This window comes from Arthrobacter sp. TB 26 (assembly GCF_000427315.1).
GTDB lineage: Bacteria > Actinomycetota > Actinomycetes > Actinomycetales > Micrococcaceae > Arthrobacter.
In genome coordinates, this window is record NZ_AUPJ01000442.1 from 1 (window position 1) to 15840 (window position 15840).

Below are 15840 nucleotides of genomic sequence, written 5' to 3' on the forward strand. Positions count from 1 at the left end.
GCCGATGAGCTGGCGGGCGACTCCGGTGAGCATGTCCACTCCGGTCACCATGTCGGCGTCGGTGGTGAATTCGCGCTCACAGTGGGATACGCCGTCCACACTGGGGATGAACAGCATGACGGACGGCGCCACGGTGTTCATGGCAACAGAATCGTGGCCCGCCATGGTCTGGATACGCCGCGAAGAGAGGCCCAGGTCGGCGGCCACTTTGTCCGCGAGTTCCAAGCCGGCCTCGGGAAAGCGGCGGATGGGGCGGATGTCAAAGTCCTTGACATTGACCTTGATGTCGTGCGCGCGGGCCAGTGCGTCGATGTCGGCAATGAGCTTGGCGCGGGCTGCCTGGACGATGTCCGGATCGCCCGAGCGAAGGTCCGCTACGAGATGCACTCTGCGCGCCACGACGATGGGTGAGTTCGGTTCAAGGGTTAGCTGGCCCACGGACGAGACGAGGGCCTCGTCTGCGAAATCCTGGGTGACATCGTGGACCATGAGGATGATCTTGGACGCCGCAACCAGGGCGTCATGCCGGTCGGCCATGGCAGTGGCTCCGGTGTGCGACTGTTCACCCAGCACTTCGATGTCCAGTTTCTGGGTGTACCAACTGCTGTCGACCAGGCCGATCGTGATTCCCTCCCGCTCCAGGATCCGGCCCTGCTCGATGTGGATCTCGGCGTAGCTGGCGACATCAGGTCCCTCGGATGTGCCGAGGTATCCGATGCCTTCCAGCGCGTCGCGGACCGTGATGCCCTGCAGGTCGGCGACGTCCAGCATCCGCTCCCGCGGCAGCAATCCGGCGAAGACCGAGCTTCCCATGATGCTCGGGGCGAAGCGGCCGCCCTCCTCGTTGAACCAGTTCACGACCGCCAGGTTGAACCGAGGCGCCGCGCCGCCCTCCGCAACCTCGGCCTCGAGCCGCCGGGCCGCGTGCATCGCGGCGATGACACCATACGCTCCGTCGAATCGCCCGCCGAGCGGCTGGCTGTCCAGGTGCGAGCCGATGAGCACATACGGCGCCCCTGGCGTCCACTCCAGCAGCCCGAACATGTTGCCGATTCCATCCACCCGAAGTTCCCATCCGGCGTCGTGCACCCATTTGGAGAACCAGTTGCGCGTCTGCGCGTCCTCCGCCGTGGCGGCCTGGCGGTCAACACCGCTGTGGGAGGTGGCGCCGATGGTCGCGACGTGGTGGAAGTCTTGAAGGAAAGCTGCTGAGTTCATGGGAAGTCCTTTGTCTGATGCGGTGGCGGGGAACAAGCGGCGTCTTAGCCCATGCGCCCGCGGGTCTCGGGAACCTTGGTGAACAGCACCAGGAGGAGCACGACGAGGGCAGCGGCCGCCATGTAGAAGCCGGGGGCGTGGGGCACACCGGTACCCCCGACGAGGGCAGTGCCGATGAACGGTGCGGTGCCGCCGAAGAGTGCATAGGCGCCGTTGTAGCTGATGGCGGCGGAGGTGAAACGCGTCCGGGTCGTGAAGATCTCGACGAAGAAGGTGTAGCAACCGCCGCCGTAGATGCAGAGCGCGACTACGAAGAGCGCCTGACCCAGCAGAGCGAGGGGCAGGCTGCCGCTCGTCACAAGCATGAAGCTCGGAACCGAGCACAGGGCCAACGCGGCGGAACCTGCAATGAGCATCGGTTTACGGCCGAATCGGTCGCTGAGCCGGCCGCCGATGGGAAGCAAAACGGCGTAGAGGGCCAGCGCTGCGGCATTGGCCATCAGCGATTGCTCTCGGCTCAGGTGACCGGTCGTCTGGACGTAGGAGACGAAGTAGGCCGAGAGGAAGTAGAAGCCCATCGCGGTGAGACCCATAACGAACATGACCTGCACCATGCGGAGCCTGTTTTCGCGGAAAGACTCCCGGACCGGGCTGAATTCCTTGGTCTGTGCGGCCTTGGCCTCGTTGAACGCGTCGCTTTCCACGGTGCGGCTGCGGATCCACACGCCGAAGAGGGCCAGTGGCAATGCCAGCAGGAACGGCAGGCGCCATCCCCACGCCATGAAGTCTTCGTTCGGCATGGACTGGCTGAGGATGAGGATCATCGACCCGGCGACGACGGAGGGCAGCGCCGTGGCGGCGATGGTGATGTTGAGCCAGAACCCGCGGCTCTTGACGGGGGCGTGCTCGAAGACAAAGGACGGCGCCCCCACGGATTCGCCGCCGGCGGAGAAGCCCTGGATGAGGCGGCAGAGGACCAGCAGGACAGGTGCCCAGGCGCCGATCTGGCCGTAGGTCGGGAGCAGCCCCATCAGTGCGGTTGCCCCGCCGATGGCGATGAGAGTGATGGTCAGGACACGGCGTCGGCCGATCCTGTCGCCGAGGGCGCCGAAAAACAAACCACCGATGGGACGGACAACGAACGCTACGCCGAACGTCGCGAAGGTGGCCAGCAGGGCCGTGACGGGATTACTGCCCGGAAAGAACAGCTGCGAGAAGATGACAGCGGTAAGGCCGTAAAGAGTGAAGTCGTAAAACTCGATGAACTGGCCGATACTGCCACCCGCCAGAACCCGCTTCTGCATCTTGCTGATGCGTGGGGTTGCGGGGGCGGAGGCCTGGTCCTGGGCGGTTGTCGTCAGCGCGGCCCCGGGGAGCGGCGGCTGGTCCTTGATGTCGTTGATCGTCATGACAGCCACGCTAGAGGCGCCATGTTTCCGAAGCCCTGTGGCGCGTTACGGCCCAGGGAAATGAAATCAGCCGTTGTTACCGCGGTGTTGCCGGCCTGCCCTTGTCCGGATACGTTGCGGACACATGGGGCGTGAATCGGAACCATTGAATCTCCTTTGATCAGCGTGGCGTTCAAGCTCAAGGATTCGGCCTAGGCCGTCGCTGCGGGGATTTTCTCGCTGGAGGGACTCCGGCATCACCGCACTGCAGCAACTCTGTGTGATCCGCTTCACATCTGTCCAATTGATAGTTTTTGGCGAATCAATCGATTTTGTCGATGCGTAATTTTGGGGTTTGCCGCCCCAGTGCTGCCCTCTTTGCGCGGCTAGTGCCGGGCGGCGCCATAAAGACGGATGCACGTCTGTTCAAAGGCGAGCGCCCTGCGGGTCGGGGTGACTCCCTCCGGCCGGACCAGCATCACTTCGATCGGGGGGAAATCGTCGGTCAGGGTGAGCGCCACAACCCGTCCCCCGGAATACGTCAGGTCGCTGTGGAGTCGCTGGTTGAGCATCGCGTACCCGTGGCCCTTCGCCACAAAGGACCGGACCGTTTCATAACCGGCGAATCGGTGCCGCACATTGGGTGTCACTCCGGCGATGGCGTAGAGCTGCTCGTAGTATTCGCGGCTGTGCGGCAGGTCCAGCACCACGGAGGGTTCGCCGTCGAGATCCTTCAGCGCGATGCTCCGCTCGGGGCTGGACGCTGCGGGATGCTCGGCGTGGACCAGCACGTGGGGCGGCACCCGCTCCAGCACGGTGCTGGTGAACCCTCGGCCCAGACCGAGGCCGTACATCAGGGCCACATCGCACTGCCCTTCCAGCAGGGCGGTCTGCAGGCTCGCCAGGTCAGCTTCGAGGAACGAGACCTCGACTCCCGGATGTTGGCCTTCGAAGGTCTGAAGAATTGCCGGGAGCCTGAACGGTGCCAGCGGCGAAAAGACGCCGACTTTGAGCTCGCCGACGAGGCTCGTCGCAAGCCCCCGGGCCGACTCGTACAGGGAATCGGCATGTTCCAGCAGCACCTTGATGTCCTGGGCCAACTGTCGGCCTGACGGCGTCAGCCGCAGGCCACGCGTCCGGAGGCGCACAAACAGCTGCGTGGCCAGGCTGGCTTCAAGCTGGGCCATCGCGGTGGAGAGGGTGGACTGGGTAACGAGCAGCCGTTCGGCCGCGGCCGTCATATTTTCGAGCTCTGCCACCACCGCGAAATACCGAAGCTGGGTCAGGGTAAAGGGCTTCGCCATTCGTCAATGATCGCATTCTGGCTGGATCGGCATGGTCACAGGGTTCGCAGCCGGTACAGGAGGAGCGCGACGTGCAACGAGGTCCTCGATTCGGCGTCGTCGAGGTCGACGGCGAGAAGCTCCTCAAGCCGGCCCAGTCGGGCGTAGAGAGTCGGCCGGCTGAGGTAGCCGTTGCGGGCGAGGGCGGCCTTATTGCCACCGGACTCGAGGTACTGCCCGAGCAGCTCAAGGTAGCCTTCCGCGCCCCGGGCTTCGGCGTGCAGGACACCGGCCAGCTCGGACTCGACGAACTGCTGCACGCGGGGGTCTTTGCGCAGCAGGGCCAGCAGCCCCCGCAGCCGAACGTCGGTCGCCCGGTAGAACGGCTTGCGGTCCCCCGGCAGGGTCGCTGCCGTTTCGGCGACGTGGGAGGCCTCGTCAATACCCGCTGCCGCCTCCAGCAGGGAACCGCGAAGGCGGCCGACGCCGATGCTCCACTCCACCTCAGCGTGGCCGGGGGGCCGGCTGCCAACCAGGGACGGGCCAGACGGGGGAATGTCCCCGGCAAGGGCGCCAGCGAGGCGCTGGAGCGTCGGATCTTCGAGTTGCTTCGCCGGGATTGCCAGGATCATGCCGACCGAGCCTGAACGGATACTCGCTGTCAGCGCGGTGCCCGAGACGGACTTGAGGGCACGGGCGAGCTGCTCGAGCAGTGCGCGTTCCTCCTGCTGACCGGCGAGCGGATCTCCGCCGGGCGCCTCGTGGTCGGGTGAGGCACCGGAGCTTTCGCCGCCGCTCCTGAACACAACCGGCACATAGTATGGCGAGCGTCTGAGGCCAAGCGCGGCGGCACGCGCCTGCGCTTCGCCCTCGCTCAGCCCGCGGGGCTGCCGCAGGGCGTTGAGAAGCCCGGCCTGCGCCTGGTGGCTCAGCTCGCGCCGGTCCCGCTCAGCCAGCCGGTTGATGGCAAGCGTCTGCGCCGCGCGTTCCAGCACCATGGCCGCCGCCTCGTCGTCGTCAAGCGGCACGGGAACCACGAGCCGCCCCCAGAGTTGCCGGCGCACGCCCACCGGCGTCTGCAACCACGCCTCGGGCCCGCTCCGCGTTGTCTCGGACGCGGACGGTGTGGTCCGCGACCTCCGTTCCCAGTCATCGAGGAGCTCGGTGGTCTGGAGCTTGCGGGCTGAATATGCGAGGACAAGATGCGAGAGGTCCTCCAGAACCACGGGAGCACCGATCATGGCGGCCGCCCGTTCCACGACTTGCTCCGTCCCCGCGCTTTCCAGGCTCAGCACGGTAAAGGCTTCGTGGACGTCCCGCGCCCGTTCGACGCGCTCCAACTGCTCGGCCACGATCATCCGGTGCACGGTCTCCGTAATCTGCACGAAGCGCACGCGCCGTTCGACGACGATTACGGGCAGTGCCGAGCCAAGCGCGGCCGCGCGCAGGGCGGCCATGCTGTGCCTTCGGTTTCCGATGATTTCCACGATCAGGCCGGCGGCTCCCGCCTCCTCCAGGGAACGGACGAACGATGCAGTGAGACCTGGCGCCTTCTCCAGCTCAAGACCCGTGGTGAGCACCAGCTCGCCGCCGGACAGCAGCCCGGAAATGTCGAGCACTTCGCTGACATGGACCCAGCGGACAGGGTGATCCAGGGCCCCTTCGCCGCCGAGGATCTGCGGACGCGCTTCGCGCAGCACGGGAAGGCCAAGGATTGAGCGGACGGTGGGCAACATTTACAAAGTGTAAAGCACACCACAATTCTCTTTACACACCGGCTCTTATGGTGTGGCTCCGTGCCGGACACACTGGACGAAAGACACCGCCCGTCCCTCACTAGGAGAATTACTTGAACGTCATTGAGCACTGGATCAACGGCAGCTACGTTCCGGCCGGCAGCCGGTCTGCCCCCGTGACGAACCCGGCGACGGGTAAGGTCACCGGCCAGGTTTCCCTGGCCAGCCACGAAGAGAGCCGCGCCGCCGTCGCGGCGGCCAAGGCCGCGTTCCCCGCCTGGCGGGACACCTCCATTGCCCGCCGCACACAAATCCTCTTCTCCTTCCGCGAACTGCTCAATGCCCGCAAGGGCGAGCTGGCCGCCATCATCACGTCCGAGCATGGCAAGGTCCTCGATGACGCCCTCGGCGAAGTGACCCGGGGGCAGGAGGTCGTGGAGTTCGCCTGCGGCATCCCGCACCTGCTCAAGGGCAGCTACACGGAGAACGCGTCCACCAATGTGGATGTCCACTCCATCCGGCAGGCACTCGGACCGGTCGCAATTATCAGCCCGTTCAACTTTCCGGCCATGGTGCCCATGTGGTTCTTTCCACTCGCCATCGCCGCCGGGAACACCGTCGTGATCAAGCCCAGCGAAAAGGACCCCACGGCCATCAACTGGATGGCCGAACTCTGGAAGGAAGCCGGGCTGCCGGACGGCGTCTTCAACGTCCTGCACGGCGACAAAGTGGCTGTCGACGCCCTGCTCAGCGACCCCGACATCAAGGCCGTCTCCTTTGTCGGATCCACGCCGATCGCCAAATACGTCTACCAGACCGCGACCGCGAACGGGAAGCGCGTGCAGGCCCTCGGCGGCGCCAAAAACCACATGATTGTCCTGCCCGACGCCGACCTCGACCTCGCCGCCGACGCGGCTGTGAATGCCGGGTTCGGTTCGGCCGGAGAGCGGTGCATGGCCATCTCGGCGCTCCTCGCCGTAGGCGGCATAGCCGATGAGCTCGTGGCGAAAATTGCTGAGCGTACGCGGTCGCTCCGCACCGGCGACGGCCTTCGAGGATGCGACATGGGCCCGCTCGTCACGGCGGTCCACCGCGACAAGGTCGCAGGCTACGTCGACGCCGGGGAGGCTTCCGGGGCCACGCTGGTAGTTGACGGACGCAACGTGGCCCCCGACGCGGAAGGTGACGGCTTCTTCGTCGGCCCCACCCTCTTTGACAACGTCACGCCGGACATGTCCATCTACCAGGACGAGATCTTCGGCCCCGTCCTGGCCGTGGTCCGGGTTGACAGCTACGAACAGGCCCTGGAGCTGATCAACACCAACCCCTACGGTAACGGCACCGCTATTTTCACCAACGACGGCGGTGCGGCCCGCCGCTTCGAGAACGAGGTGGAAGTGGGCATGGTCGGCATCAACGTCCCGGTGCCGGTCCCCATGGCCTACTACTCCTTCGGCGGCTGGAAGAACTCGCTGTTCGGCGATACCCACGCCCACGGCACGGAGGGCGTCGGGTTCTTCACCCGGGGCAAGGCTGTGACCTCCCGCTGGCTGGATCCCAGCCACGGCGGCATCAACCTCGGCTTCCCGCAGAACGCCTGACCGGCGCCACAACAGAAAGGCACTTGACATGACTTCCACTCTTGACAGTGGCGTTCTGCCGCTGCACCACGACCCCGAAGGCGCCCGCCGGGCGTACGAACTGGACCGCAAACACGTCTTCCACTCGTGGTCCGCCCAGGACCTCCTGGACCCCATGGTCATCACCGCGGCCGAGGGATCCCATGTATGGGACGGTGAGGGCAACAAGTATCTGGATTTCTCCTCCCAGCTGGTCAACACAAACATCGGCCACCAGCACCCCGCCGTCGTATCCGCGATCGCCGCCCAGGCCGCGAAACTGTGCACCATCGCCCCGAGCTACGTCAATGACGCCCGGTCGGAGGCAGCCCGGCTGATCGCGGAGCGGACCCCCGGCGAGCTGGACAAGATCTTCTTCACCAACGGCGGCGCGGATGCCAACGAGCACGCCGTCCGCATGGCCAGGCTCCACACCGGCCGGCACAAGGTCCTCTCGGCCTACCGCTCCTACCATGGCGGCACCCAGCTCGCCGTGAACCTCACAGGGGATCCGCGCCGCTGGGCCAGTGACCACGCCAGCACCGGGACCATCCACTTCTTCCCGCCCTACCTGTACCGCACCGCGTTCCATTCCACGACGCAGGAAGAAGAAAGCCAGCGCGCCCTGGAACATTTGGAGCAACTGGTCAGTTTTGAAGGTCCGTCCACCATTGCGGCGCTGATCCTCGAATCGATTCCGGGGACCGCCGGGATCTACCTGCCCCCGCCCGGCTACCTTCAGGGCGTGCGGGATCTCTGCACCAGACACGGCATCATTCTGATCGCCGACGAGGTCATGTCGGGCTTCGGACGGACCGGCAAGTGGTTCGCCATCGAGCACTTCGACGTCGTCCCGGACCTGCTCACCTTCGCCAAAGGCGTGAATTCCGGCTATGTCCCGCTGGGTGGCGTCGCCATCAGCCCCGAAATCGCGGCCACGTTCGGACAGCGTGTCTACCCCGGGGGCCTGACCTACTCCGGCCATCCGCTGGCAACTGCGGCCGCTGTGGCCACCATCAACGCCATGGAGGACGAACAGATCGTGCAACATGCAGCGACTCTCAGTGAGACCGTGATCGGGCCGGCCCTGTCCGACTTCGTGGAAAACCACGCGTCCGTGGGCGAGGTGCGCGGAACAGGGGTCTTTTGGGCCATCGAGCTGGTCAAGAACCGTGAAACGCGCGAGCCAATGGCCCCCTACGGTAGTTCCAGCCCGGAAATGAACCAGATTGTCGCCGCGTGCAAGTCCCGCGGCTTGCTCCCGTTCGCGAATTTCAACCGTATTCATGTGGTTCCCCCGTGCAATATCAGCGCAACCGACGCCCAAACTGGCCTGGCCATCCTGGATGAAGTTCTTGATATCGCAGACAGCCTGATCGGCTGAGATTAATTGACAGGCGGTGACTTGCTGTCCCGGTTTGGGACAGCAAGTCAAGCGTCCCTCACCACCTGGGCGCAGCTTGCTAGCCTGAGGGGGTGAAGTACGAATCGCTGTGGATCGGAATGCTCGTTGGCGCGGCCCTCGGCTTCGCCATCGGCGTTGCCACCGCCGACAAGCCGTTCACGGGCCTGTTGATCGGCATTGCCGTCGGGGCGCTGGTGGGCCTGGCGGCCCGCAAGGACCCCACGAGAGGGTAGCCTTTGGCCCAGCCCCGCCCGCACCGGAAAGTACCCACCATGTCGTATTCCGTGAACTGCTCCATCCTGCTGACCGAGCTGCCCCTCCTCGAACGGCCTGCCGCGGCGAAGGCTGCCGGCTTTGACGCCGTCGAGTTCTGGTGGCCCTTTGCAGCCTCCGTCCCCGGCGACGCCGAGCTCACCCGCTTCGAGCGGGCCATCACCGACGCCGGCGTCCAGCTGTCCGGCCTCAACTTCAACGCCGGCGACATGCCGGCCGGGGACCGGGGCCTGGTGTCCTGGCAGGGCCGTTCCTCCGAGTTCAGGGACAACGTCGACGTCGTTGCCGGCATCGGCGGACGGCTCGGCTGCACCTCCTTCAATGCCCTCTACGGCAACCGGCAGGACGGGATCAGCCCGGAGGCCCAGGACGAACTGGCAAGCCAGAACCTCGCCGCCGCGGCCGCTGCCGTGGCCCGGATCGGCGGCACCGTGCTGCTCGAACCGGTCAGCGGCGCCCCGCGCTACCCGCTCCTCACGGCCGATGACGCTCTCCGGGTCATCTCCCGGGTACAGGAGGAAACCGGTGCGGAGAACATCAAGCTCCTCGCCGATTTCTACCACCTCTCAGTCAACGGTGACGACGTCGCCGCTGTCATCGAAAGGCACGCCAAAGAATTCGGCCACATCCAGATCGCCGACAGCCCCGGCCGCGGGGCTCCCGGAACCGGCGGGCTGCCCCTCGGCGACTGGATCGCCCGCAGCCGCCAGCTCGGCTACGAGGGCTACATCAGCCTCGAGTACAAGGAACCGTTGGCAACCGCCTTCGACTGGAGAGCCTGAGTGTCTGAAGAAGCGTTCGATCTCGTAATACGCGGCCGGCGTGTCCTCACCGCGGCCGGGATCGGGCCGCGGGAGGTGGGTGTTCGAGGCGGCACGATCGTTGCCATCGAGCCGCTCGGCAGCGGGCTCTCCGGTGCCGAGGTCATAGAGCTCGCGGCCGACGAAACCCTGATTCCCGGGCTCGTGGACACCCATGTCCACGTCAACGAGCCCGGCCGCACCGAGTGGGAGGGTTTTGCCTCCGCAACCCGGGCCGCGGCGGCAGGCGGCGTGACCACCATCATCGACATGCCGCTCAACAGCATCCCGCCCACCACGACGGTGGAAGCCCTCAAAATCAAGCGCGAGGTGGCCGCGGACCAGGCGTTTGTCGACGTCGGGTTCTGGGGCGGGGCCGTCCCCGGCAACACAGCGGACCTCCGGCCGCTGCACGACGAGGGCGTCTTCGGCTTCAAGTGTTTCCTGCTGCACTCCGGCGTGGATGAATTCCCCCAGCTGGACGCCGAGGAGCTGGAAGAGGACCTGGCCGAGCTCAAGTCCTTCGATTCGCTCATGATCGTGCACGCCGAGGACCCGCGCGTGATCGACCATGCACCGCACCCGGGCGGTGACCAGTACGCGACGTTCCTCGCGTCCCGCCCCCGCGGGGCAGAGAACAAGGCCATCGCCGAGGTGATCGAACGCGCCCGCTGGACCGGTGCCCGCGCCCACATCCTGCACCTCTCGTCATCGGACGCCCTGCCCATGATCGCCAGCGCCAAGCGCGACGGCGTCCACCTCACGGTGGAGACGTGCCCGCATTACCTCACCCTCACAGCAGAGGAAATCCCCGACGGGGCTACCGCCTACAAGTGCTGCCCGCCCATCCGCGAGGCCTCCAACCGGGAACTGCTGTGGCAGGGCCTCCAGGACGGCACCATCGACTGCATCGTCTCGGACCACTCCCCGTCCACCCTGGACCTCAAGGACCTGGAGAACGGCGACTTCGCGGTGGCTTGGGGCGGGGTCTCCTCGCTCCAGCTGGGATTGTCCCTGATCTGGACGGAGGCCCGGCACCGCGGCATCCCGCTGGAACAGGTGGTGTCCTGGATGGGCCGGAAGCCCGCCGAACTCGCCCGGTTGGCCACCAAAGGCCAGCTCGCCCCGGGCTACGACGCGGACTTCTCCGTCTTCGCGCCTGACGAGGCCTTCGTGGTGGACGTCTCCAGGCTCAAGCACAAGAACCCGATCACCCCGTACGACGGCAAGGCACTCTCCGGCGTGGTCCGCAGAACCTTCCTGCGCGGGCACGAGATCGACGGCCGGACGCCCGGCGGAAAACTGCTCCGCCGCGGCGGAATCTGACGGCTCCCACGGAATACTGCATCTCATCCGGTGGTTGTGCCACGGAACAACGCATTTTCGATCAAGAGACCCCCGAAGGATCCCCATGAGCCCCAACCCGACCGTTAAGCTCCAGCCCGGAACCCCCGCCCCGGAATTCACGCTTCCGGACGCCGCGGGACAGAAGGTCTCGCTGGCCGATTACCGCGGCAAGAACGTCATTGTGTACTTCTACCCGCAGGCCGCCACCCCGGGCTGCACCACCGAGGCCTGCGATTTCCGCGACAACCTGGCCTCCCTGCAGGGTTCCGGCTATGAGGTGCTGGGCATCTCCCCCGACGCCCCCGAGACGCTGGCGCACTTCACCGGCGACTTCGCCCTGACGTTCCCGCTGCTCGCCGACGAAGACCACGCCGTGGCCCTGGCCTACGGCGCCTGGGGCGAAAAGCTGGTCAATGGCGAAGTCACCGAAGGGATCGTCCGCTCCACCGTGGTCCTGGACCCCGAGGGCAACGTGAAACTGGCGCGGTACCAGGTCAAGGCGCAGGGGCACGTTGCCGCGCTGACGGAAGAACTGGGCGTCTAGGCCCGCGGCGTAAGGCCCGGGCCCCTAGACCCGCGTGCCGGCCACGATGGTGGCCGTGGAACGGAGCCGGATGGCGCCGTCGTGTTCGTAGCGGCCCAGCAGCGCGAAGACGTCGGCGCGGATCAGCTCCCGGGATTCCCGGTCCGCCCGCGCCAGCCCCACCCCCACGGTGGTTGCGATCTCGGTCATGAACTCCCAGTAGAGTTCCGGGGACTCCTGGACCAGGTCCGTGCTGACTTTCCGTTCGCTGACATCGACCAGGCCGGCCTCCGTGAAGACCCGGGCCATGAACCCCGGCGCAGCGCAGCGGAACAGCCCGGGCGCGCCGGTTGACGGCACCGGCAGTTCGGTATGGCGGGCGATTGTGCCGAGGATCAGCGTGGCCCACGGGTTCTCGGCCGCCCGGCCCCAGACGGCGGCGCTGATCCGCGCGCCGGGCCTGGCGACGCGTGCCATTTCGTCCACCGCGGCAGACACTTCGGGGAAGAACATCAAACCGAAGCGGCAGAGGACCGCGTCGAAGCTGCCGTCGCCGAACGGCAGGGCCGCGGCGTCGCCGACGGCGGTGCGCACGTTCGCCAGCCCGCGGGCTGCCGCCTTCTCGGACGCAACCCGCAGCATGCCCTCGGAGAGGTCCAGCAGGACGGCGCTGCCGCGCGGAACGAGGGCTGCCGCCGTGAGACCCGGTTCGCCGGTGCCGGATGCGACGTCGAGGACTGCGGCGTCCGGGTGGAGCCGTGCCTCCTGGATGACGGCGTCGCCGAAGGGGGCGTGCCAGCCAAGCACTTCGGCGTCCCATTTTCGCCAGCCTGCGGAGAACTCGTCCCAGGTGCTGCGTTGCTGGTCCCTGATCCGCTCCGCTGAGGCTGACATGGTGCTCCTTGGCTGTTCCGTGCCCTCCCCCACCCCTAGTGTGCTCCCGCCGCCCCGGCGGTAGCAATGGCCGCCGGGGCAGTAGGCTTAACGGCATGTCTACCCCCGAAACCTCCGGCACCGCAGGCGAGCAGCACGTCCCCGAACGGCGCCAGGTCACCGTGCGCCGGGCGCCGAAGTACGTGCCGTTCCTGGTTCTGGGCGGGCTCCTGGGCTTCGCCGTGGCCGCTTTCCTCGCCTACGGCCTCCCGGGAGATGAAAGCTACGACGCCGGCGCCGTGTTCGGTTTCTTTATGATCCTCTGCGGCGCGGGCGGCGTCATTGTCGGTGGCGTCGCGGCGCTCATCCTGGACCGCCTGAGCGTCCGCCGGGCCAGGCGCGCCGTCGTCGAATCCGTTCCGGATTCGGTGCCCGATCCTGAGGATCAGCCGGGGGCCTGAGCGGGCTGCAGGTCATAAACCGGCCGCCGGGAAAGTCCTAGCGCACAACGTGAGATAATCGACCAGTGGCACGCGGCGATGGAAAACTTTCTCATGACCTTCTCTCTGGCGAAAAAGGCCCTCAGGACGCATGTGGCGTCTTCGGGGTCTGGGCTCCCGGTGAAGAGGTTGCAAAACTCACCTATTACGGGCTGTATGCACTGCAGCACCGCGGTCAGGAGTCGGCTGGTATAGCCACCAGCGACGGCAAGCGGATCAACGTCTACAAGGACATGGGACTCGTCTCCCAGGTCTTCGACGAGACCACGCTCAACACCCTGACCGGGCATCTGGCCGTCGGCCACTGCCGTTATTCCACTACCGGCGCGAGCCACTGGGCCAACGCGCAGCCCACCCTGGGCGCGACCGCGACCGGCACCGTGGCCCTGGCCCACAACGGCAACCTGACCAACACCGCCGAGCTCAAAGCCATGATCGTGGACCGCAGCGGCGGCCAGCTCACCGGCGAAATGAAGCAGGGCAACACCTCGGACACAGCCCTCGTTACCGCCCTGCTGGAGGGCGAAGAGGGCAAGTCTCTCGAACAGACCGCACTGGAACTGCTGCCCAAGATCAAGGGCGGCTTCTGCTTTGTCTTCATGGATGAAGGCACCCTCTACGCGGCCCGCGACACGTACGGAATCCGTCCGCTGTGCCTGGGCCGGCTGGAGCGCGGCTGGGTGGTCGCCTCCGAGCAGTCCGCCCTCGCCACCGTCGGCGCCAGCTTCATCCGCGAAATCGAGCCCGGCGAGTTCATCGCGATCGACGAGGACGGCGTCCGATCCCAGCGCTTCGCCGAGGCGACGCCGGCCGGCTGCGTCTTCGAGTACGTCTACCTCGCCCGCCCGGACGCCTCCATTGCGGGCCGCTCGGTGTACGAGTCCCGCGTGGAAATGGGCCGCCAACTGGCCCGCGAAAATACCCAGGAAGCGGACATCGTCATCCCGGTGCCGGAGTCCGGCACCCCCGCGGCCGTGGGCTACGCCGAGGAATCCGGCATCCCCTTCGCGCACGGCTTCGTCAAGAACGCCTACGTGGGCCGGACGTTCATCCAGCCCTCCCAGACCCTCCGCCAGCTCGGCATCCGGCTCAAGCTCAACGCACTGGAATCCGTGATCCGCGGCAAACGTGTGGTGGTGGTGGATGACTCGATCGTCCGCGGCAACACCCAGCGCGCGATCGTCCGGATGCTCCGCGAAGCCGGCGCCAAGTCCGTGCATATCAAGATTTCCTCCCCGCCAGTCAAGTGGCCGTGCTTCTACGGGATCGACTTCGCCTCCCGCGCAGAGCTGATCGCGAACGGCGCCACCGTCGAGGAGATCACCCAGGCCATCGGCGCCGATTCGCTGGCCTACATCTCCGAGGACGGCATGATCGGTGCCACCCAGCAGCCGCGCGAACGGCTGTGCACCGCCTGCTTCACCGGCAAGTACCCGATCGAGCTCCCGGGTGCCGACAAGCTCGGCAAGAACCTGCTGGAACGCACCGACCTCGGCGGCCTCCCCGCCGCCGGAGATGCCGCCCTTGGTGCCGCAGCGACGCAGACTGCCGCCGAGGCCGCCGCGGACATCAGCGCCGACGACGACCCGGCCGGGAAGCCCGGTGCCACCGGCTGCGATCCGGGCCCGGACGCCGAATTCGAAGAACTGATCACCGATGACGATCGCATTGATCGTTCCATTGCTGCCGACAAGAAAGAGCCCGTATGACTCCCGCCTCCCCGGCCGCTGACATGAACGCCGCCCAGAACGCCGTCGGCATCACCTACGCCTCCGCCGGCGTCGACGTCGAAGCGGGAGACCGCGCCGTCGAACTCATGAAGGACGCCATCAAGGCGACCCACAACTCCTCGGTGATTGGCGGCGTCGGCGGCTTCGCCGGCCTGTACGACGTCTCGAAGCTGCTCACCTACAAGCGCCCGCTGCTGGCGACCTCCACCGACGGCGTCGGCACCAAGGTCGCGATCGCGCAGGCCATGGACATCCACGACACCATCGGCTTCGACCTCGTCGGCATGGTGGTCGATGACATCGTGGTGGTGGGCGCCGAGCCGCTGTACATGACCGACTACATCGCCTGCGGCAAGGTTGTCCCGGAACGCATCGCGGACATCGTACGCGGCATCGCTGCGGCCTGCTCCGTTGCCGGCACCGCGCTGGTGGGCGGCGAAACCGCCGAGCACCCGGGGCTGCTGGGCGAGCATGAGTACGACGTCGCCGGTGCCGCCACCGGTGTTGTCGAAGCCGCCGACCTGCTGGGCCCGGACCGTGTCCGCGCCGGCGACGTCGTGATCGGCATGGCCTCCTCCGGGCTGCACTCGAACGGCTACTCCCTGGTCCGCCGCGTCATCAACCATGCCGGCTGGGCCCTGGACCGCCACGTCTCCGAGTTCAGCCGGACGCTGGGCGAGGAACTCCTCGAACCGACCCGCGTGTACGCGGCCGACTGCCTGGATCTGGCCCGCACGTTCCCGGTGAACGGCTCCGCCGCCGGCCAGGCCGTGCACGGCTTCAGCCACGTCACCGGCGGCGNCCTGGCCCGCGTCCTGCCGCAGGGCCTGCTGGCCACCGTGGACCGCGCCACCTGGCAGCTCCCGGCCATCTTCCGGCTCGTCGCCGAACTGGGCAACGTCCCGCTGGCCGACCTGGAGCGCACGCTGAACCTTGGCGTGGGCATGGTGGCGATTGTCTCCCCCGAGGCAGCCGACGCCGCCGTGAACCGCCTCAACGAGCGCGGACTTCCGGCCTGGGTCATGGGCACTGTGGAGGAAAACTCTGACTCGGTGGTCAAGACCGGCCCTGACTACGTGCAGGGCGCCAAGGGTGTCGACGGCGGCGCCGTCCGGCTGGTCAACGCCTACGCCTAACCCCTCGTC

Annotated in this window: 14 protein-coding genes; 9 read left to right on the forward strand and 5 right to left on the reverse strand. The window is 66.8% G+C overall.

The window, feature by feature from the left end:
* From K789_RS0116750 to K789_RS0116765, 4 genes are all read right to left on the reverse strand, one after another.
* On the reverse strand, positions 1–1218 hold a 1218-nt coding region (locus tag K789_RS0116750), incomplete at its 3' end, for a M20 family metallo-hydrolase (RefSeq protein ID WP_024367761.1).
* A gap of 44 nt (positions 1219–1262) precedes the next feature.
* Entirely contained in the window at positions 1263–2627 is a 1365-nt protein-coding gene (locus tag K789_RS0116755; protein ID WP_024367762.1) for an MFS transporter, read from the reverse strand.
* Positions 2628–2992: 365 nt separating this feature from the next.
* Complete coding sequence (locus K789_RS0116760) at positions 2993–3910, reverse strand: LysR family transcriptional regulator (protein ID WP_024367763.1); 918 nt, start codon at positions 3908–3910, stop codon at positions 2993–2995.
* A 35-nt stretch (positions 3911–3945) separates the two neighbouring features.
* A complete protein-coding gene (locus K789_RS0116765) occupies positions 3946–5625 on the reverse strand; it encodes a PucR family transcriptional regulator (RefSeq protein ID WP_024367764.1) in 1680 nt (559 codons plus the stop codon).
* A 113-nt stretch (positions 5626–5738) separates the two neighbouring features.
* Between K789_RS0116765 and K789_RS0116770 the strand changes: the two genes are divergently transcribed.
* From K789_RS0116770 to bcp, 6 genes are all read left to right on the forward strand, one after another.
* On the forward strand, positions 5739–7226 hold the full coding sequence (locus K789_RS0116770) for a CoA-acylating methylmalonate-semialdehyde dehydrogenase (RefSeq protein ID WP_024367765.1): 1488 nt from the start codon (positions 5739–5741) through the stop codon (positions 7224–7226).
* A gap of 28 nt (positions 7227–7254) precedes the next feature.
* Positions 7255–8628 carry an aspartate aminotransferase family protein gene (locus K789_RS0116775; RefSeq protein ID WP_024367766.1) on the forward strand — a complete coding sequence of 458 codons (1374 nt, stop codon included), beginning with the start codon at positions 7255–7257 and terminating at the stop codon, positions 8626–8628.
* A 92-nt stretch (positions 8629–8720) separates the two neighbouring features.
* A complete protein-coding gene (locus K789_RS25470) occupies positions 8721–8882 on the forward strand; it encodes a glycine zipper domain-containing protein (RefSeq protein WP_157835689.1) in 162 nt (53 codons plus the stop codon).
* 39 nt (positions 8883–8921) lie between these two features.
* Positions 8922–9704 carry a hydroxypyruvate isomerase family protein gene (locus K789_RS0116785; RefSeq protein ID WP_024367767.1) on the forward strand — a complete coding sequence of 261 codons (783 nt, stop codon included), beginning with the start codon at positions 8922–8924 and terminating at the stop codon, positions 9702–9704.
* Entirely contained in the window at positions 9705–11048 is a 1344-nt protein-coding gene (allB, locus tag K789_RS0116790; protein ID WP_024367768.1) for an allantoinase AllB, read from the forward strand.
* A gap of 85 nt (positions 11049–11133) precedes the next feature.
* A complete protein-coding gene (bcp, locus tag K789_RS0116795) occupies positions 11134–11613 on the forward strand; it encodes a thioredoxin-dependent thiol peroxidase (protein ID WP_024367769.1) in 480 nt (159 codons plus the stop codon).
* 24 nt (positions 11614–11637) lie between these two features.
* On the opposite strand, the gene K789_RS0116800 is transcribed toward bcp, so the two are convergent.
* Entirely contained in the window at positions 11638–12486 is an 849-nt protein-coding gene (locus tag K789_RS0116800) for a class I SAM-dependent methyltransferase (RefSeq protein WP_024367770.1), read from the reverse strand.
* 95 nt (positions 12487–12581) lie between these two features.
* Between K789_RS0116800 and K789_RS0116805 the strand changes: the two genes are divergently transcribed.
* The 3 genes from K789_RS0116805 to purM all read left to right on the forward strand — a co-directional run bounded on the left by K789_RS0116805 (position 12582) and on the right by purM (position 15831).
* The gene (locus tag K789_RS0116805) at positions 12582–12926 is read left to right on the forward strand and encodes a hypothetical protein (protein ID WP_024367771.1); all 345 of its coding nucleotides are present in this window, start codon (positions 12582–12584) and stop codon (positions 12924–12926) included.
* Positions 12927–12991: 65 nt separating this feature from the next.
* Positions 12992–14674 carry an amidophosphoribosyltransferase gene (gene purF / locus K789_RS0116810; protein ID WP_024367772.1) on the forward strand — a complete coding sequence of 561 codons (1683 nt, stop codon included), beginning with the start codon at positions 12992–12994 and terminating at the stop codon, positions 14672–14674.
* Positions 14671–15831, forward strand: coding sequence for a phosphoribosylformylglycinamidine cyclo-ligase (gene purM, locus K789_RS0116815; protein ID WP_024367773.1), 1161 nt, complete (start codon positions 14671–14673; stop codon positions 15829–15831). The genes purF and purM overlap by 4 nt, the downstream gene beginning before the upstream one ends.
* Positions 15832–15840: the final 9 nt, after the last annotated feature.

What these genes read in the sequence shown, in the direction of transcription:
- K789_RS0116775 (WP_024367766.1), top strand. Translation starts at nt 7,255, where the DNA reads ATGACTTCCACTCTTGACAGTGGCGTTCTGCCGCTGCACCACGACCCC.
- K789_RS0116755 (WP_024367762.1), bottom strand. Translation starts at nt 2,627, where the DNA reads ATGACGATCAACGACATCAAGGACCAGCCGCCGCTCCCCGGGGCCGCG.
- K789_RS0116765 (WP_024367764.1), bottom strand. Translation starts at nt 5,625, where the DNA reads ATGTTGCCCACCGTCCGCTCAATCCTTGGCCTTCCCGTGCTGCGCGAA.
- K789_RS0116785 (WP_024367767.1), top strand. Translation starts at nt 8,922, where the DNA reads ATGTCGTATTCCGTGAACTGCTCCATCCTGCTGACCGAGCTGCCCCTC.
- K789_RS0116805 (WP_024367771.1), top strand. Translation starts at nt 12,582, where the DNA reads ATGTCTACCCCCGAAACCTCCGGCACCGCAGGCGAGCAGCACGTCCCC.
- bcp (WP_024367769.1), top strand. Translation starts at nt 11,134, where the DNA reads ATGAGCCCCAACCCGACCGTTAAGCTCCAGCCCGGAACCCCCGCCCCG.
- K789_RS0116800 (WP_024367770.1), bottom strand. Translation starts at nt 12,486, where the DNA reads ATGTCAGCCTCAGCGGAGCGGATCAGGGACCAGCAACGCAGCACCTGG.
- K789_RS0116760 (WP_024367763.1), bottom strand. Translation starts at nt 3,910, where the DNA reads ATGGCGAAGCCCTTTACCCTGACCCAGCTTCGGTATTTCGCGGTGGTG.